Here is an 18,269-nt window from a genome sequence, read left to right as displayed (position 1 = left end):
GGAGGAACTCCCACCCCGACGATAGCCGAATCGCGCAAGGCGGACAGCCGGAACTGGCCCTAGAGAAACCGTTGCGGCGCGAAGGCCGCGGGTGGCAAGTCCTGCTGCGTCGCCCAGGCCGTCKCCAGCTGTGCCGTCGCGGCCGCCTGTGTCAGTCCCAGATGCCCGTGACCAAAGGCGTAGAACAGCCGGCCGTCGGCCGGCGAGGGGCCGATGACGGGCAGCGAGTCTGGCAGCGAAGGCCGGCAGCCCATCCACTGCGTGCCGCCCTCGGTGTGCAGGCCGGGCAGGAAGCGACGGGCCTGGGCCAGCATCGCGTCGGCGCGGGCGTAGTTGGGCGGCGCCTGCAGCCCGGCGAACTCCACCGCGCCGCCCACGCGCACGCCGCCGGCAATCGGCGTGACGACGAAGCCATGGCCGGGGAAGGTCAGCTGCCGCTGCAGCGCGAAGGCGCCGGGCGGCAGCGTGGTGTTGTAGCCGCGCTCGGTTTCGAGCGGGAAGCGCTCGCCCAGGCGGGCCGCCAACTGGTGCGACCAGGGCCCGGCGCATAGCAGCACGCGCTGCGCCAGCAGCGGCGAGCCGTCGCCCAGTTGCAGCAGCAGGCCGCGGGCCTCAGGCAACAGTGCCTGCGCTTGAGCGCGCGCCAGGCGGCCGCCGCGGGCGATGAAGGCCTGGGCGAGGCTCTGGCACAAGCGCAGTGGGTCGTCGACGGTCTGCCAGTGCGGCACAAAGACGCCATGCCGCAGCGCCGGACTCAGGCCGGGCTGCAGTGCGGCGAGGCTCTCGCTGCCCTCGAGATTTTGGTAGGCGACGCCATGTTCGGCCCGCTGCGCCCAGCCGGGCTGCGCCGCGCGCCATTGGGCTTCGGAGTCATAGAGATGCAGATTGCCGCCGTCGCGCAACTGGTCCTCGGCGCCGGCCAGCCGCAACAGCGCCGGCCACTCGTCGGCCGACTGCGCCAGCAGCGCGGCCTGGGCCTGGGTGCTGGCGGCCACGCGGGCTGTGCGGCTGGCGCGCCAGAACTGCCACAGCCAGGGCAGCATGGCCGGCGCATAGGCCGGCCGCAGGCTCAGCGGTCCGAGCGGGTCGAGCAGCCAGCGCGGCGCCTGGCGCAGGATGCCGGGCGAGGCCAGCGGCAGCACGTCCGAGAAAGCCAGCGCGCCGGCATTGCCGCGGCTGGCGCCGGCGGCCAGCCGCTCGCGCTCGATCAGCAGCACCTGCTGGCCGGCCGCCTGCAGGCGCAGCGCGCAGGCCAGACCGATGATGCCGCCACCGATCACCAGGGTCTGCACTGAACGCAAGCCGCCCTCCAGCGGTGGCAGCTGTTCCCAGTCGGCGTTTGTCATGCCTGCAGGTAGCCCGTCTTGACCGTCGTGTAGAACTCGGCCGCCATGCTGCCCTGTTCGCGCGAGCCCAGGCTGCTCGCCTTGCGGCCGCCAAAGGGCACGTGATAGTCCACGCCGGCCGTGGGCAGGTTGACCATCACCAGCCCGGCCTGGGCGCGGCGGCGGAAGGCCTCGGCGTGCTTGAGCGACTGTGTGCAGACGCCCGCGGCCAGGCCGAACTCGGTGTCGTTGGCCAGGGCCAGGCCGGCCTCGAAGTCGGGCACGACCGTCAGGCTGGCCAGCGGGCCGAACGCCTCGACGCGGTCCAGCCGTGTGCCGGGCCGCGCGGGCATCAACAGGGCCGGAGCCAGGAAATGGCCCGCCGTCGGCCGCGCGGGGCGTTCTCCGCCGCAGAGCACCTCGGCGCCCTCGGCCAGCGCGGCCTCGATCTCGCGCTCGACGACCTCGCGTTGCGCGGTATCGGCGCAGGGGCCGACCTGCGTCTGCGCGTCGAGCGCATGGCCGACGCGCAGGGCCCGCGTGGCCTTGATAAGGGCGTCGCGAAAGCGCGCCGCGATGCCGGCCGTGACGATGAGGCGGCTGGAGGCCGTGCAGCGCTGGCCGGTCGAATAGAAGGCGCCCTGCACAGCGCAGTGCACCGCCTGTTCGAGGTCGGCGTCGTCCAGCACCAGCAGCGGGTTCTTGCCGCCCATTTCCAGCTGCAGCTTCTTCAGCCGGAGGCCGCAGTCGGCCGCGAGGCGCCGCCCCACCGCCTGCGAGCCGGTGAAGCTGATGGCCGCGACCTGCGGGCTGTCCACCAGCAGCGGTCCTGCCACGGCGCCGCGCGCCAGCACCAGGTTGAAGACGCCGGGCGGCAGGCCCGAGCGCTGCACGATGTCGGCCAGGGCCCAGGCGCTGGCCGGCGTGCGCTCGGCGGGCTTGAGCACCAGGGCATTGCCGTAGGCCAGTGCCGGGGCCACCTTCCACGCGGGAATGGCGAGCGGGAAGTTGAAGGGCGTGATGAGGCCGACGACGCCGAGCGGTTCGCGCGTGACCTCGACGCGCACGCCCGGCCGCACCGAGTCCAGCAACTGCCCGGCCTGGCGCAACGCCTCGCCGGCAAAGAACTTGAAGATCTGGCCGGCGCGGCCGACCTCGGCGATGGCCTCTGGCAGGGTCTTGCCCAGCTCGCGTGCCAGCAGCCGGCCGAGCTCCTCGCGGCGGGCCAGGATTTCCGCGCCGATGCGGTCCAGCACATCGGCGCGCTGCTGCGGGCCGCTCGCGGCCCAGACGGGCGCGGCCTCGGCGGCGGCGGCGATCGCGGCCTGCACGCCGGCCGCGTCGGTCTCGAAGGCCGTGCCGACGGGATCGGCGAGGTCGGACGGGTTCTCGTTGGGCACGGGCGTGCCACCCGGCCACCACTGGCCGGCAATCAGGCTGCGGAATTGCATGATCAGAAGAGGCTGTGAATGAACTCCACGCGGCCGAGCAGGCCGTCGCGGCGTCGCCAATCTAGGCGCAAAGCGCAGCCGTAGCCGCTGCTACGGCGAGCATTTGCAACGCCGAGTGGCGGCGTTGCGGCGGGAGGAGCGGGCGTGTGGGGTTTGTTCACAGCCTCTCAGGCAGCTTGGGGCGCGTGGCCAGCGCCTTGTGGATGACGGCCTCGACCTGGGCGCGGCGCTCGCCGGCCAGCGGCAGGCGCGGCGCGCGCACGCGCTCGTTGGACTGGATGGCCAGCGCCTCGGCCAGCTTGATGTTCTGCACCAGATAGCTCGACACGTCCAGATCCAGCAGCGGGCGGAACCAGCGGTAGATGGCCAGGGCCTCGGCCAGTCGACCGGCCTTGACGAGGCGGTAGACCGCCACCGTCTCGGCCGGGAAGGCGACGACCAGACCCGCCACCCAACCCTGCACGCCGGCGCACAGCGCCTCGAAGGCCAGGTTGTCGACGCCGGTGAAGACGGCGTAGCGGTCACCCAGCCGGGTCAGGATCTCGGTGCTGCGGCGGATGTCGTCACTGCTTTCCTTGACCGCGACGAAACGGCGGTCGTCGGCCAGTTCCTCCAGCAGGTCCGTCGTCACGTCGACACGGTAGGCGATGCGGTTGGAATAGATCATCACCGGCAGGTCGGCCGCGGCCGCGATGGCGCGCAGGTTGGCGGCAGTTTCGCGCACATCGGTGTGATAGATGGTGCTGGGCACCACCATCAGGCCGTCGGCGCCGGCGCGGGCGGCCTTCTCGGCCAGGGCGCAGGCTTCACGCGTGCCGGCTTCGGCCACGGTCAGCAGCGCGGGTTTCTTGCCCGCAACTTCCTTGGCCAGGCGGAACACCTGCAGGCGCTCGTCGTGGCTGAGCATGGGGCCTTCGCCGAGGGAGCCGCAGGCGATCAGGCCGTCGCAGCCGGCCGCCATCTGCAGCGCGAAGCAGCGCTGCATCTCGGCAGCGTCCAGGCTGCCGTCTTCGTTGAACTTGGTGGTGACTGCGGGAAAGACGCCTTGCCACATGGTGTGGTACTCCGGTTGGGTGATGACTGGCGCGCAGCATATTGCATATTGGATCCAATTTGCAAGGTTGGATCCAATCCTGCCGACCGCGCGGGGTGCCGGTTCACAATGGTGGCATGCCCGACACGCCCCTCACACTCGCCCGCACCACACCCGGCCCTTCGGCGGGCGACCAGGTCTACGAGGCCCTGCACCGCGCCATCATCACGGGCCAGTTCAAGGACGGCGAGCCGCTGCGCCAGGAGGAGCTGGCGCGCCAGTTGCACACCAGCCGCATCCCCGTGCGCGAGGCGCTGAACCGCCTGGAGCAGCACGGCCTGGTGCAGATCAAGCGCTATCACGGCTACACCGTGGCCGGGCACAGCCGCGCCGAGGTCGAGGAGCTGTGCCGCTTTCGCGCGCTGCTGGAAGGCGAGCTGATCCTGAACGCCGTGCCGCGTCTGCAGGCCGGCGCGCTGGCCGAGGCCAAGAAGCGTTGCCAGGCCTTCTCCAAGGAGAGCGACCCGGTGCGCTGGGGCGAGCTGAACCGCGACTTCCACTGCGCTCTCTATGCCAAGGCGGATATGCCCCACCATCTGCAAGCCGCGGTGGCAGCGCTGGACCGCACCGAGCGCTACCTCGTCGACCAGCTGCAACTGACCGACGGCCGAGCCCAGGCGCGTGCCGAGCATCTGGCCATCCTGGAGGCCTGCGTGGCGGGCGACGCCAAGACGGCGGCGCGCCTGACGCGCCAGCACATCCTGGGCGCCTGCGAGCGCTACTCGGCCTATATGCAGGCCCAGGAGGCAGAGCCGGCCGCGCCGAAGAAGCGCCGCGTTCGCGCCGCCTGATTTCTTCGTCCCGAGACATCTCGGGGACTTCCCGAGGATCGCGGCCCTTGTGCCGATTTCCGCGCCGACCAAGCGGTGCGGTTCAAGACGTTCTCGCGGCGGATTTCTAACGTCCGGTGTGTCGGCCGCCAGGGGGTTTCTGGTGGCACTTCGACCCCACCAGACTAAGAGGTCCCCTTGAAGACACCGCAATTCACGCGCAGCACCCTGGCCATCGCCATCGCGCTGCAAGCACTGGCCGCTCAGGCCCAGCAGGCGCCAGCCGACGCCAGGGACCACAAGCTGGACCGCGTCGTCGTCACCGGCTCCAACATCAAGCGCACTGACGCCGAGACCTCGCAGCCGCTGCTGACGATCTCGCGCGACGAGATCAAGGCCTCGGGCGCTCTGACCGTCGGCGACGTGCTGGGCAACCTGACCGACAACGACGGTCGTGCCCTCAGCGACCTGGGCGGCGCCAACTCCTGGGCCAGCGGCGCCTCGGGCGTGTCGCTGCGCAACCTGGGCACCGGCGGCACGCTGACGCTGCTCAACGGCCGGCGCCTGACGAGCTATGGCTTCGCCGACGGCCTGCAGCTGAACTTCAGCAACATCGACGCCATCCCCGCCAACCTCATCGAGCGCGTCGAGATCCTGAAGGATGGCGCCTCGGCCATCTACGGCTCGGACGCCATCGGCGGCGTCATCAACATCATCACGAGCAAGGACTTCCGCGGCGTCGGCCTGGCCGTCAGCGCCCAGCAGTCGCTGCGGCGCAGCTTCCTGGCCAAGGACAAGTCGGGCTCGGTCACGGTGGGCCACGGCAGCCTGGAGGACGACGGCTACAACGTCTACGGCCACCTGGAGCTCTACCAGCGCGGCAGCTACAAGGACTCGGACGTGCGCCCGCTGCTGCCCGGCTGGTACACGGAGCAGAACCCCGCCCGCCTGCAGCTCTCGTCCGGCTCCTTCCCCGGCAACTACACCGGCCGCTACCCGGCCAACTACAAGGACCCGGCACTCGCCGGCAAGAGCTTCACGACGCCGGCCCCGGGCTGCGCGCCGGAGAACCTGGTTGGCGGCGTCTGCCTCTACGACTACTGGAAGGACAGCGACGCCCGCCCCGCAACGGACCGCCTGACTGGCATGCTCGGTGGGCGCTACAAGATCAACAAGGACCTCACGGCCTTCACCGAGCTGCAGTTCGCCGACATCCAGGCCAAGTACTACACCAATGTGCCGCGCAGCCAGGCCGCGGGCACGACGTCGACCTGGTACGACTCGCTGAAGGGCGAGCTGCAGAGCTTCAGCCACCCGGCGCTGCCGGTGGGACACCCGCAGAACCCGTATGACTTCCCGGTCACGCTGGCCTACCGCTTCACCGACAACCCGGACATGTTCAAGAACGTCGGCGCCTCCTTCGACCACCGGCTGGTGATGGGCGTCGAAGGCACGCTGGCCGGTTGGGATATCGACACCGCCGTCGGCGACATGGGCTCGCGCGCCACACAGCGCCAGCACCTCTACCTGGACCGCTTCGGCTATGCCGACGCCATCACCAGCGGGGCCTACAAGTTCGGCCAGGTCAACTCGGCCGACGTGCTGAACAAGATGTTCCCGGAGATGGGCTCCACGGGCCACTACCGTCAGCAGTTCGCCGACTTCAAGGGTTCGCGCGAGATCGCTCAACTGCCGGCCGGCCCGCTGATGATGGCCGTGGGTGCCGAACTGCGCCACGAGGAGTTCTTCCACCGCAGCATGGACAACATCCTGCAGGCGCGCATCGTCGGCTTCTCGGGCGTCAATATCGAGGGCAAGCGCAACACGGCGGCCGTCTTCACCGAGTTCGCGGCCCCCATCACCAAAGAGCTGGAGGCCACGCTGGCCCTGCGCGGTGACAAGGTCTTCAACGGCTTCGGCGCCATCACGCCCAAGCTGCAACTGGCCTTCCGGCCGACGAAGGCCGTGCTGCTGCGTGGCACGCTGACGCAGGGCTTCCGCGCGCCCAGCCTGCCCGAGACCGGCAACGGCGGCGCCTCCTGGTTCAACAACAGCCTCAACGACCCCAAGCGCTGCGACACCGCCCGTGCGCTGCGCGATGCGCTCAAGACCGGCAACGCCGCCGACCAGATCGAAGCCAACCTGGCCTTCAACTCGGGCTGCTCGGTCAGCTTCCCCTCCAGCGTCACGCCCAACCCCGACCTGAAGCCCGAGCGCTCCAACAACGCCTCGGTGGGCCTCGTGGTGCAGGCACTCGACAACGTCAGCGTCTCCATCGACTACTACAACATCAAGCGCCGCGACGAGATCGGCACGCCGGACATCACGCAGATCCTGCAGAACGAGGGCCAGAACCCCGGCCTGGTCCCGCGCGACGCTGTCTCCGTGCAGGACGGGCTCTGGTCGCAGCGCGCCAAGGAGCTGACCGGCCAGACCATCGCCTTCCAGTCCGGTCCCATCCGCACCATGCGGCTGCAGTACCGCAACCTCTACAAGACCCAGGTCAGCGGCTTCGACATCGATCTGCGCAGCCGCTGGGGCCTGGGTGAGTGGGGCCGGCTGGATGTCAACCTGGAGGCCAACATCCAGTCCCGGCTGCTGTACTGGGACACGGATGCCAATGCTTATCGCCCGAACCGCATCGGCTACAACGGCGTGCCGCGCGAGCGCGCCGTGCTCAAGGCCAACTGGACCCGCGGCGACTGGAAGCTGGGCAGCCGCGTCAACTACAGCAGCGCCACCAAGCTGGCCTGGGACGAATGGGACGACGACTACTACCAGTCCCAGGGCTGCGCCGACCGCGGTGAGCCCGAGAGCCACTGCCGTGTCAGCAGCTGGACCAGCACCGACCTGTGGCTGCAGTACAGCGGCCTGAAGAACTGGACGCTGTCGGCCAATCTCTTCAACGCCTTCAACGAGCAGCCGGCCGTGTTCCGCCGCCCGGCCGGCCTGCCCAATCTGAACGGCCGCGTGCTCAAGGTCAGCGCGGAGGTGAAGTTCTGATGCGCGCCCTCGCACTGATCCTGGTCGCGAATCTCGCGGCGGCGGCGACACCGCCCGCCGACATGCCCGACACCTACCGCTGGCTGGAGGATGTCGACGGCGATCGCGCGCTGACCTGGGTGCGCAGCCAGCAGCCGACGCTGTCGCCCGTGCTGCAGGCGCCCGGCTTTGCCAAGCTCGAAGCCGAGCTGGCCGAGGTGATGGCCTCGCCGGCGCGCCTGGCACCGGCTGAGCAACTCGGCCGTCATGTCTACAACTTCTGGCGCGACGCGGAGCATCCGCGCGGCGTCTGGCGCCGCAGCGCGCCCGAGGACTATCTGAAAGGCCAGCCACGGTGGGAAACCGTGCTGGACGTGGACCAGCTCGCCAAAAGCGAGGACGAGCGCTGGGTCTGGGCCGGGGCGAACTGCCTCGCGCCCCAGGCCCGGCGCTGCCTCGTCAACCTGAGCCGCGGTGGCGGCGATGCGCATGTGCTGCGCGAGTTCGACACCGTCGAGCGCCGCTTCATCTCCGCAGGCGAGGGCGGCTTCACGCTGCCCGAGGCCAAGGGCGGTGCGGGCTGGGTGGATGCCGACACGCTGGGCGTCTACACCGACTTCGGGCCCGACAGCCTGACCCGCTCGGGCTACCCACGCCAGTTGAAGCTGTGGAAGCGCGGCGCACTGCTGGCTTCGGCCCCGCTGCTGCTGGAGGGCGGCGTCGACGAAGTCGGCCTGTGGGCCTGGGGCGAGCATCTGGGCGGCCGCCAGCAGTTCGTGCTGGAGCGCCGCACCAGCTTCTTCGCCGGCAAGCAGTACCTGCTGCGCGATGGAGTGCCGGTCGAACTGCCCAAGCCCGACGATGCGCAGGTGCAGCTGTTCGGCAATCAGGCGCTGATCGAGCTGCGCTCGGACTGGGAACGCTACCCAGCGGGTGCCGTGATCACCACGCCGCTGCAGGCCTGGTTGGACGGCAAACCGAAGTTCACCCTGCTGCACGACCCGGCGCGGGACGGCGCGCTGCAAAGCCTGGTGCCGCTGCGTGATGCGCTGCTCATCGTCAGCATGCAGGACGTGCGCCAGCACCTCACCGAATGGCGCCCCGCGGGCCAGCAATGGCAGCGCCGCGCCGTGCCCACCGGTGAGCTGGAGAGCCTGTCCGTCATGGCTCTGGCCGGGCAGACCTCCAACCGCTACCTGCTGACGCGCAGCAGCTTCCTGCAGCCGGCGCGGCTGGAGGCCGCGCAAGTCGGGCAGGCGAAGCGAAACGTCCTGCAGCAGCTGCCCGCGTTCTTCGATACGGCGGGTCTGGAGGTGCGTCAGCTGCATGCCAAGTCCGCCGACGGCACGTTGATTCCCTATTTCATCGTCGCCCCGCGCGGCCCCGTGCCCGAGGGCGGCCGGCCGACGCTGCTCTACGGCTATGGCGGCTTCGAGATCTCGATGCGGCCGGCCTACAACGGCATCCTCGGTCGGGCCTGGCTGGCGCGCGGCGGTGTCTACGTGCTGGCCAATCTGCGCGGCGGCGGCGAGTTCGGCCCGCGCTGGCACCAGGCGGCCTTGCGTGAACAACGCCAGCGCAGCTTCGACGACTTCATCGCCGTCGCCGAGGACCTGCAGAAGCGCGGCATCACGCGGCCCGACAAGCTGGGCATCATGGGCGGCAGTCTCGGCGGCTTGCTCACGTCGGTGGCGATGGTGCAGCGGCCCGAACTGTTCGGCGCCGTGGTCAGCCAGGTGCCGCTGACCGACATGCGCCGTTATCACGAGATGCTGGCCGGCGCGTCCTGGATCGAGGAGTACGGCAACCCCGACATCCCCGCGCAGTGGGACTACATCGGCAAGTACTCGCCGTATCACAACGCCACGGCCGACAAGCGCTATCCGCCGGTGCTCTACACCAGCTCCACGCGCGACGACCGCGTCCACCCCGGCCACGCCCGCAAGATGGTGGCGCGGCTGCAGGAGCAGGGCCACGAGGTGCTGTACTGGGAGAACACCGAGGGCGGCCATGCGGGTGCGTCGACGCCCGCGCAGCAGGCCCGGCTGTGGGCGCTCAGCTACGGCTTCCTGCAACGGCGGCTGATGCCGCCGGCGCCCTAGCGCGGGGCGTGGAGCTGGCGGTAGTGCGATGGCGTCAGGCCCACCGTGGCCTTGAACTGGCGGGTGAAGGCGCTCTGGTCGGCGTAGCCGCAGTCCAGCGCCAGCTCGGCCATGCTGACGGGCTGCGGCACCGCCAGCCGCGCCCGCGCGGCGTTCACCCGCACCTGCACCAGCATCTCGCGCGGCGTCAGCTGGAAGACGCGATGGAACATGCGCTCCACGCGGTCCGGGCTGAGGCCGGCGTCGCGCGCCAGTTCGCCCAGTTGCAAGGCTTCAGCGAAGCGCGTGCGGATGCAGGCGGCGATGTGGGCGATGCACTGGTACTGCGGGTGGCTGTGGTCGGGCAGGCCGAGGTCGCGCGACAAGCCCGCCACGCCGGCCACGCGGCCCGCGGCATCGCGGATGGGCAGCTTGTGCGTCAGGCACCAGCCGGCGCGCAGGTCGGGGTAGACATGCAGCTCCAACTGCCGGTGCAGGGCCTGGCCGCTGGCCATGACCTGGCGGTCCTGGTCGAGGAAGGCCTCGCCCATGGTCGCCGGGAAGAGGTCGCGCGCGGTGCGGCCCATCAAGTCCTCGCGCCCCTGCAGGCCGCAGCGCCGCCACAGGCTGCGGTTGGCGCTGCGGTAGCGCCCGGCGCCGTCCTTCACGAAATACACCACGTCGTCGAGCGGCTCGAACAGATGCTCGAGCAGGCGCAGCGCGTCCTGCCCCAGGTAGGCCACTTCATCGAGCGTCAGCAATTCGGCGGCTTCACTCATCCCACTACTCCATGGACACCATGACTTCCTTCGATGCGGCGCTGAGCGCCTTGCCCGATCTGCGCGCTGGCGTTCAGCCCATCCAGCCCGACGAATACCGCCAGCGCCTGCGGCGGCTGCAGGCGCTGCTGCGCGACCAAGGGTTGCAGGCCCTCTATCTGCATGCCGGCAGTTCGTTGCGCTACTTCATGGGCACGCCCTGGTATCCCAGCGAGCGCCTGCTCGGCGCGCTGGTGCCGGCCGAAGGCGAGGCGATCTACATCGCCCCGGCCTTCGAGCGCGACGCGCTGATGGACCGCTGGGGCCTGCCGGCGCCGTTGCAGCTTTGGGACGAGCACGAGGATCCTTGGGCGCTGCTCGCACGGTTGACGGCCGGGCTGCCCTGCGGCGGCCACGGCCTGGCGCTGGACGGCAGCCTGCCCTTTCACTTCGCCAGCCGGCTGCAGCAGGTCGCGCCGGGCTTGCTGCTGGTGGACGACAGCGAGGCCATCGCCGCGCTGCGCATGCGCAAGTCGCCCGCGGAGATCGCGCTGCTGCAGCGCGCCTTCGACATGACGCTGCGCGTGCAGCAGGCCGCGCGTGAGGTGCTGCGCACGGGTATGGATACACGTGAGGTCGAGGACTTCATCGATCAAGCGCACCGGCGCATCGGCGGTGGCGGCTCGCGCTTTTGCATCGTGCTGTTTGGCCAGGCCACGAGCTATCCGCACGGCGTGAAGAACGCGCAGATCCTGGGCGAGAACGAGGTGGTGTTGATCGACTGCGGCTGCTCCGTCGAGGGCTATGCCTCGGACCTGACGCGCACCTATGTGCACGGCCAGGCCAGCGCCGAGGTGAGGCGCATCTGGGCCATCGAGCACCAGGCCCAGGCCGCGGCCTTCGCGGCGGCCCAGCTTGGCACGCCTTGCGAGGCTGTGGACGATGCGGCCCGCGCGGTGCTGGAGAGCCATGGTCTGGGGCCGGGCTATGAACTGCCCGGCCTGCCGCATCGCACCGGCCACGGCGTGGGCCTGGACCTGCACGAGCATCCCTATCTCGTGCGCGGCAACAGCCAGCCACTGGAGATCGGCATGTGCTGCAGCAATGAGCCCATGATCGTCGTGCCCGGTGCCTTCGGCGTGCGGCTTGAAGATCACTTCTACATGACGGGCCAGGGGCCGCGCTGGTTCACCCAGCCCAGCCCCAGTTTGGAGTTCCCGTTCGGTTGAGCCCCTCGTCCAAGGAGTACCTTGGCCGGGACCGCGCTGCAGCCAGAGGCTGCAGCGCTTCGTCAGGCACAACGCGCCCACTGGGCGCGTTGTGTCCGGACTCAGCCCCTGAGGGGACGGCGATGCTTGCCGGATTGACCGGCAAGCACATCGCCATGACGGGCCGGCTTGGGAGCGGCCCGGCGCTCGGCCCGTAGCGCCATGGACACCTGACATGCTCAGAAGCCCCAGCGCATGKGGTCTGCCGGGTCGAACACGACCCGGGCGTCCAGCGTCACGTGGGCGCGGCCGCGGATGAAGGGATGGATGGCACCGTCTGCGCCGGCCTCGTAGCGGGCCTCGAACACCGAGCCGATCACCGACTCCTGGCGCCAGACGGCGCCCGGCGCCAGTTCGCCGTCCGCCGCCAGGCAGGCCAGCTTGGCGCTGGTGCCGGTGCCGCAGGGAGAGCGGTCGTAAGCCGCGCCGGGGCAGAGCACGAAATTGCGGCCGTTGTTGGCGGCATCAGCGGGCGGGCCCAGCAGCTCGATGTGGTCGATCTCGGCGCCGTCCGCACCGGTGATGCCGTTTCGTTGCAGCGCCGCGCGCAGGGCCAGCGCGTAAGCGGTCAGCGCCTGCGTGCGCTCAGCTGCCAGGGCCTGGCCATGGTCGCCGCACAGGAAGAACCAGTTGCCGCCCCAGGCGATATCGCCATGCACGGTCTGGCCGTCTTCCAGCGTCACCGCGACCTGCCGCGCCAAGCGGTAGGACGGCACATTGGCCACCGTCACCGCGCCGTCCTCGTGCAGCGTGGCCTGCACGGCGCCGACCGGCGTGGCCAGCCGCAGCAGGCCCGGCTCGATGAGGCCGAGGTGGCGCAGCGTGGCGACGACGCCGATGGTGCCGTGGCCGCACATGCCGAGGTAGCCGACGTTGTTGAAGAAGATCACGCCCCAGTCCTCGCCCGGCTGGCGCGGCGCGCACAGCCAGGCGCCCACCAGCACTTCGGAGCCGCGGGGCTCCAGGATCAGTGCGCGGCGCCAGGCGTCGTGCTCGCCGCGCAGCCGTACCAGCCGCTCGGCCATGCTCCCCAAGCCCAGGTCAGGCCCGCCGCTGACGAGCACGCGCGTGGGCTCGCCGCCGGTGTGTGAATCGATGATGCGTGCGCTGCCGTCCATGCCAAGCTCAAAGTGGATCCAATAATTGGATCCAATATACAAGAGCTGCGCGCGTGTTTCACCCCGGCCTGGCCCGAGGTGTGGGGTTGTGTTGCGTGTGCGCGCCGGGGCGTGCCCGGCGCCGCGTCAGCGGGCGCTGAGGACTGCGCCTGCTTTACCGCTCGCGGCCTCGGCCAGCATCAGGGCCAGGCGGCGCAGCGCGGCCCAGGGATCGCTGGGCCAGTCGGGGTGGCGCAGGCCCTTGACCAGGCCGTCGCAGACCTGGGCGGCCTGCACCAGGGCGCCGGCCTGGGCGCTGTCCAGGCGCGGCGCGATGCGCTCGATGAGGCGCTCCTTGGCACCCCAGACGCGGGCTTCGCGCATCGCCATGGGCAGCGGGCGGCCGGCGTCCAGCGCGGCGCGCACGCGAGACAGCGCGCGGGCATCTTCGGCCAGCGTCCAGTGCACCAGCACAGCGGCTTCGCCCTCGGCCTCCAGGCCATCCAGCATGCGCAACAGCCGCGGAATGGCGCCCGACAGCACGGCTTCGCTGAGCTTGAAGACGTCGAAGCGGGCGACGTCGAGCACGGCGGCCTCGATGTGTTCAAAAGTCAGTTCGCCCTTGGGATGCAGCAGGGCGAGCTTCTGCAATTCCTGGTGGGCGGCCAGCAGATTGCCCTCGACGCGGTCGGCGAAGAAGGCCAGGGCCTTCTGGCCGTCCTCGCCCTCGGGCATGGACTGGCCCTGGGCCTTGAGGCGCTGGGCCAGCCAGGCCGGCAGCATGCGGCGCTCGACCGGTTCGACGCGCAGGGACACGCCGTTGCCGTCCAGGGCCGTGAACCAGGCGCTGGAGAGCTGGGTCTTGTCCAGGCGCGGCAGGGTCACCAGCGTCAGCACATCGTCGGGCGCGGCCTGGGCATAGCGCTGCAGCGCGTCGGAGCCGTCCTTGCCGGGCTTGCCGCTGGGGATGCGGATCTCGATGAACTGGCGCTCGGAGAACAGGCTCATGGCCTGGGCCGCGGCCAGCACCGGGGCCCAGTCGAAATAGGCGCCGCTGACGATGAAGATCTGGCGTTCGCCAAAGCCCTGGGCGCGCGCGGCGGCACGGATCTGGTCGGCGGCCTCCTGCGCGAGCAAGGGCTCGTCACCGTGGACCGTGTAGATGCGGGCCAGGCCCTTGTTCAGATGGGCCGCCAGGCCCTCGGCACGCAGCTGCATCAGGTCGGGAGCTTGACGGCCGCCAGGCGGCGCATGACCTGGGCGATGGCGTCGGAATGCATCGCACCGTAGAGGTTGGCGGCCTCCTGCTCCTTGGCCAGGGCGGCCGTCTCGGTGAAGTTCATGTCGCGCGACAGGCGCAGCTCGACCTTGGGCACGAGCAGTTCGCCGGCCGCCGTGCGGATCAGGTAGTCGAACTGCAGGCGCAGCGACCACTCACGCACCTGGCCGACGCTGGTGGACGCGACGACGGTGCGGTCGCGGTACTCGCGCGTCGCCTCCAGCACGACCTGGGCGCGCGCCGGGTCGTCCAGCAACTGCACCGGCGTGCGCTTGATCTGGCGCTTGAGCCCGGCAGCCAAGGGCGACTCGGGTGGGAAGCCGGTCAGCGCCAATGTCTGGAAGGACAGCACCGGTTCGTGGCGCAGCTCGAAGCCGCAGCCGGTGAGGGCTGCGAGGCTGAGCAGGGCGAGGCGACGGTCCATCAGACGACGATATTGACGAGGCGGCCGGGCACGATGACGACCTTCTTGGGCGCCTTGCCTTCGCTGAACTTGGCGAACTCGGGGTTGGCCAGCGCGGCAGCCTCGATGGCCGCCTTGTCGGCCGAGGCCGGCACCTTGACCGCGCCGCGCAGCTTGCCGTTGACCTGCAGCATCAGCTCGATCTCGTCCTGCACCAGCGCGGCCTCGTCGACCGTGGGCCAGGGTGCGTCCAGCAGATCGCCGAGCTCGGCGGCAAAGCCGAGGTCCTGCCAGAGCTGGTGGGCGACGTGCGGTGTGGCCGGGTAGAGCACGCGCAGCAGCACCGAGAAGCCGTCGCGCACTGCCGCCGACTGGCCTTCGGCCTTGAAGGCTTCCAGCGCGTTCAGCAGCTTCATCGCGCCGGAGACGACGGTGTTGTACTGCATGCGCTCGTAGTCGTAGCTGACCTGCTTGAGCACGTTGTGCACCTCGCGGCGCAGCGCCTTGCCGTCGCCGTTCAATGCGGCGTAGTCCTGGCCGCCCGACTTGATGGCGTCGGCATTGCGCGCGCCGAAGTTCCATACGCGCTTCAGGAAGCGGTGCGCGCCTTCGACGGCCGCGTCGTTCCACTCCAGCGTCTGCTCCGGCGGGCTGGCGAACATGACGAACAGGCGGGCCGTGTCGGCGCCGTACTGGTCGATGAGGGCTTGCGGGTCCACGCCGTTGTTCTTCGACTTGGACATGGTCGTCATCTCGTACTCGAGTGGCGTGCCGTCCTTCTTCAGCTTGGCGCCGGTGATGCCGCCCTTCTCGTCGTGGATGACGTCGATCTCGTGATCCCAGTAGTAGTCCTTGCCGCCGCCCTCGGGCTTGTGGAAGAACGCGCCCTTCAGCACCATGCCCTGGGTCAGCAGCTTCTCGAAGGGCTCGCTGATCGTCACCAGGCCCAGATCGCGCATCGCCTTGGTCCAGAAGCGCGCATACAGCAGGTGCAGGATGGCGTGCTCGATGCCGCCGATGTACTGGTTCATCGGCATCCAGTACTTGGTGCCGTCCGCGACCATGGCCTGTTCGTTGGTCGGGTCGCAATAGCGCATGAAGTACCAGGACGAATCGACGAAGGTGTCCATCGTGTCCGTCTCGCGCTTGGCCGGCTTGCCGCATTTCGGGCAGCCGACATTCAGGAAGGCGGCGTGCTTGTTCAGCGGGTTGCCGCTACCGTCGGGGATCAGGTCGTCCGGCAGCACGACGGGCAGGTCCTTTTCAGGGACCGGCACGACGCCGCAATCGTCGCAATGGATGATCGGGATCGGCGTGCCCCAGTAGCGCTGGCGGCTGACGCCCCAGTCGCGCAGGCGCCAGGTGGTCTTCTTCTCGCCCAGTTCCTTGGCCGCCAGCAGCTCGGCGACCTTGTTGACGGCGTCCACATGCGAGAGGCCATCGAGCACGCCGGAGTTGATGCAGCGGGCCTTTTGCTTGTCGCCGTACCACTCGGCCCATTTCTTGTCGTCGTAGGCCTGGCCGTCGACGTCGATGACCTGCTTGATCGGCAGCTGGTATTTCAGCGCGAAGGCGAAGTCGCGCTCGTCGTGCGCCGGCACGCCCATGACGGCGCCGTCGCCATAGCTCATCAGCACATAGTTGCCGACCCAGACCTCGACCTGGGCGCCGGTGATGGGGTGGGTGACGAACAGGCCCGTGGGCACGCCCTTCTTGTCCTGCGTGGCCAGCTCGGCCTCGGTCGTGCCGCCGGCCTTGCATTCCTCGATGAAGCGGGCGACTTCGGGCTTGTCCTTGGCGGCAACCGTCGCGAGCGGATGCTCGGGTGCGACGGCGCAGAAGGTCACGCCCATGATGGTGTCGGCGCGGGTCGTGAACACCCACAGGCGACCACCGCCGCCTTCGATGGAATGCGGGAAGGCGAAGCGCACGCCCTGGCTCTTGCCGATCCAGTTCTCCTGCATCAGCCGCACGCGCTCGGGCCAGCCGGACAGGTAGTTGGGGTCGGCCGGGTCGGCCACCGCCGACAGCAGCTCCTCGGCGTACTGGGTGATCTTCAGGTAGTAGCCGGGGATCTCGCGCTTCTCGACCAGGGCGCCCGAGCGCCAGCCGCGGCCGTCGATGACCTGCTCGTTGGCCAGCACGGTCTGGTCCACCGGGTCCCAGTTGACGACCTGGGTGCGGCGCTCGGCGATGCCCTTCTCCAGCATCTTCAGGAACAGCCACTGGTTCCACTTGTAGTAGCTGGGCTGGCAGGTCGCGACCTCACGGCTCCAGTCGATGGCCAGGCCCATGGCCTGCATCTGGCCCTTCATGTGGGCGATGTTGGAATAGGTCCACTGCGCCGGCGGCACCTTGCCCTTCATGGCGGCGTTCTCGGCCGGCAGGCCGAAGGCGTCCCAGCCCATCGGCATGAGGACGTTGAAGCCCTTCATGCGCAGCTGGCGGGCCAGCATGTCGTTGATGGTGTAGTTGCGCACATGGCCCATGTGCAGCTTGCCCGAGGGGTAGGGCAGCATGGAGCAGGCGTAGAAGTGCGGCTTGCTCGCGTCCTCGGTCACGCGGTAGGCGTCGCGCCCCGTCCAGTAGGCACGGGCGGCGGCTTCGATCTCGTTCGGGTTGTAGCTGGGCGCTTCGGTCTTGGCGTTCATGCGCCAAATTGTAGGTTGCGCATCCTGCGCAACCCTTCGGTCAGGGCGCCGATGCAGCCGCTTGCGCGACGAAGGCGATGCGGTTCAGTCCGGCGGCCTGCACCCAGCCGATCAGCTCGGCCACCTGGCCGTAGGGCACGACGCGGTCGGCGCGCAACTGCACCTCCAGCTGCGCATTGGCGCGGCCGAGTTCGCTGATGCGCTGCTGGAAGGTCCTGGCATCCAGCTCATCCTCACCCAGATGCAGCTTGCCGTCCGGCGTGATCGCGACCGCAATGAAGCTCGGCGCGTCGCTCGGCGTCGCGGCCTCGCTCTTGGGCAGGTCCAGGCGCAGCGACGCCGTCATCAGCGGCGCCGTGATCATGAAGATGACCAGCAGCACCAGCATGACGTCGATCAGCGGCGTCATGTTGATGTCGCTCATGGGCCGGGAGCCCTCGGGCTTCTCGAGGCGGCCAAAAGCCATCAGTCGTGGTCCAGCAGTTCGCGCAGGTCGTGCGCGAAACCTTCCAGGTCCGCTTCACAGGCCGCGACCATCTTGCCGAAGACGTTGTAGGCCAGCACGGCGGGGATGGCGACCGCGAGGCCGGCGGCCGTCATGATCAGCGCCTCGCCGACCGGGCCGGAAATCTTCTCGATGGTGATGTTGCCGGCCGCCGAGATGCTGGCCAGCGCGTGGTAGATGCCCCAGACGGTGCCGAACAGGCCCACGAAGGGCGCCGTGGCGCCGACGGAGGCCAGCAGCACCTGGCCGAACTGCAGCTTGGCCAGCACGGCATGCAGGGCGTCACGCAGGCGGCGGGTCAGGCGGGATTCGCGTTTGCCGGCGGCGTCCAGCGTGGCGCTGCGGGTCTCGGCAGTTGCAGCGTCCAGCAGCGGCAGCAACAGGCCTTCGGTGTCGAAGCTCTGCAGCGCGCTGCGGCCTTCAGCCACACCGGCTGCGCTCCAGAAGGCTGGCACGGCGCGCACCAGGCCCTTGCGGGCGCGGCGCAGCAGCCAGGTCTTCCACAGGATCAACGCCCAGGCACTGACGGACATGGCCAGCAACAGCAGCGCCACCGCGCGGCCGACCAGGTCGCTTTGGGCCCAGAAGTCCGCGAAGCCGCCCATC

The 18,269-nt window shown here is 69.7% G+C and carries 14 protein-coding genes; 4 read left to right on the top strand and 10 right to left on the bottom strand.

From position 1 onward, the window contains the following. Positions 1-59: 59 nt before the first annotated feature. The 3 genes from AC1DW3_RS22165 to AC1DW3_RS22155 form a co-directional block, all read right to left on the bottom strand. Complete coding sequence (locus AC1DW3_RS22165; protein WP_477934936.1) at positions 60-1,346, bottom strand: NAD(P)/FAD-dependent oxidoreductase; 1,287 nt, start codon at positions 1,344-1,346, stop codon at positions 60-62. Next, positions 1,343-2,776 (bottom strand): aldehyde dehydrogenase family protein, encoded by a 1,434-nt coding sequence (locus tag AC1DW3_RS22160; RefSeq protein ID WP_477934934.1) that lies wholly within the window; start codon positions 2,774-2,776, stop codon positions 1,343-1,345. The genes AC1DW3_RS22165 and AC1DW3_RS22160 overlap by 4 nt, the downstream gene beginning before the upstream one ends. Positions 2,777-2,933: 157 nt before the next feature. Then, positions 2,934-3,830: a dihydrodipicolinate synthase family protein gene (locus AC1DW3_RS22155; RefSeq protein WP_477934932.1), complete on the bottom strand. Its 897-nt coding sequence runs from the start codon at positions 3,828-3,830 to the stop codon at positions 2,934-2,936. 116 nt (positions 3,831-3,946) lie between these two features. On the opposite strand from AC1DW3_RS22155, the gene AC1DW3_RS22150 reads away from it, so the two are divergent. The 3 genes from AC1DW3_RS22150 (at position 3,947) to AC1DW3_RS22140 (ending at position 9,723) form a co-directional block, all read left to right on the top strand. Then, entirely contained in the window at positions 3,947-4,660 is a 714-nt protein-coding gene (locus AC1DW3_RS22150; protein WP_477934931.1) for a GntR family transcriptional regulator, read from the top strand. A gap of 177 nt (positions 4,661-4,837) precedes the next feature. Beyond that, positions 4,838-7,642 carry a TonB-dependent receptor plug domain-containing protein gene (locus tag AC1DW3_RS22145; protein WP_477934929.1) on the top strand — a complete coding sequence of 935 codons (2,805 nt, stop codon included), beginning with the start codon at positions 4,838-4,840 and terminating at the stop codon, positions 7,640-7,642. Continuing rightward, positions 7,642-9,723 (top strand): prolyl oligopeptidase family serine peptidase, encoded by a 2,082-nt coding sequence (locus AC1DW3_RS22140; protein ID WP_477934927.1) that lies wholly within the window; start codon positions 7,642-7,644, stop codon positions 9,721-9,723. The genes AC1DW3_RS22145 and AC1DW3_RS22140 overlap by 1 nt, the downstream gene beginning before the upstream one ends. On the opposite strand, the gene AC1DW3_RS22135 is transcribed toward AC1DW3_RS22140, so the two are convergent. Continuing rightward, on the bottom strand, positions 9,720-10,481 hold the full coding sequence (locus AC1DW3_RS22135) for an AraC family transcriptional regulator (protein ID WP_477934925.1): 762 nt from the start codon (positions 10,479-10,481) through the stop codon (positions 9,720-9,722). The two genes, AC1DW3_RS22140 and AC1DW3_RS22135, sit on opposite strands and share 4 nt — an antisense overlap. A 20-nt stretch (positions 10,482-10,501) precedes the next feature. On the opposite strand from AC1DW3_RS22135, the gene AC1DW3_RS22130 reads away from it, so the two are divergent. Then, on the top strand, positions 10,502-11,689 hold the full coding sequence (locus AC1DW3_RS22130; RefSeq protein WP_477934923.1) for a M24 family metallopeptidase: 1,188 nt from the start codon (positions 10,502-10,504) through the stop codon (positions 11,687-11,689). A gap of 218 nt (positions 11,690-11,907) precedes the next feature. Here the strand turns inward: AC1DW3_RS22130 and AC1DW3_RS22125 are convergent, their stop codons facing one another. The 6 genes from AC1DW3_RS22125 to AC1DW3_RS22100 all read right to left on the bottom strand — a co-directional run bounded on the left by AC1DW3_RS22125 (position 11,908) and on the right by AC1DW3_RS22100 (position 18,268). Then, a complete protein-coding gene (locus AC1DW3_RS22125) occupies positions 11,908-12,846 on the bottom strand; it encodes a proline racemase family protein (protein WP_477934921.1) in 939 nt (312 codons plus the stop codon). Between the two features lie 126 nt (positions 12,847-12,972). After that, positions 12,973-14,043, bottom strand: coding sequence for a DNA polymerase III subunit delta (holA, locus tag AC1DW3_RS22120; RefSeq protein WP_477934919.1), 1,071 nt, complete (start codon positions 14,041-14,043; stop codon positions 12,973-12,975). Then, positions 14,043-14,528, bottom strand: a complete 486-nt coding sequence (locus AC1DW3_RS22115; RefSeq protein ID WP_477934917.1) for an LPS-assembly lipoprotein LptE — start codon at positions 14,526-14,528, stop codon at positions 14,043-14,045. Before AC1DW3_RS22115 ends, holA begins: the two co-directional genes overlap by 1 nt. Further along, entirely contained in the window at positions 14,528-17,158 is a 2,631-nt protein-coding gene (gene leuS, locus AC1DW3_RS22110) for a leucine--tRNA ligase (protein ID WP_477934916.1), read from the bottom strand. Before leuS ends, AC1DW3_RS22115 begins: the two co-directional genes overlap by 1 nt. A 40-nt stretch (positions 17,159-17,198) precedes the next feature. Then, positions 17,199-17,624 (bottom strand): ExbD/TolR family protein, encoded by a 426-nt coding sequence (locus AC1DW3_RS22105; RefSeq protein ID WP_477934914.1) that lies wholly within the window; start codon positions 17,622-17,624, stop codon positions 17,199-17,201. Then, positions 17,624-18,268, bottom strand: coding sequence for a MotA/TolQ/ExbB proton channel family protein (locus AC1DW3_RS22100; RefSeq protein ID WP_477934912.1), 645 nt, complete (start codon positions 18,266-18,268; stop codon positions 17,624-17,626). Before AC1DW3_RS22100 ends, AC1DW3_RS22105 begins: the two co-directional genes overlap by 1 nt. Between the last annotated feature and the right edge of the window lies 1 nt (position 18,269).

This window comes from Roseateles sp. P2_H4, from assembly GCF_056403315.1.
Note: the sequence above shows the minus strand (reverse complement) of the source record. Positions and strands in the feature narration are given on the sequence as shown.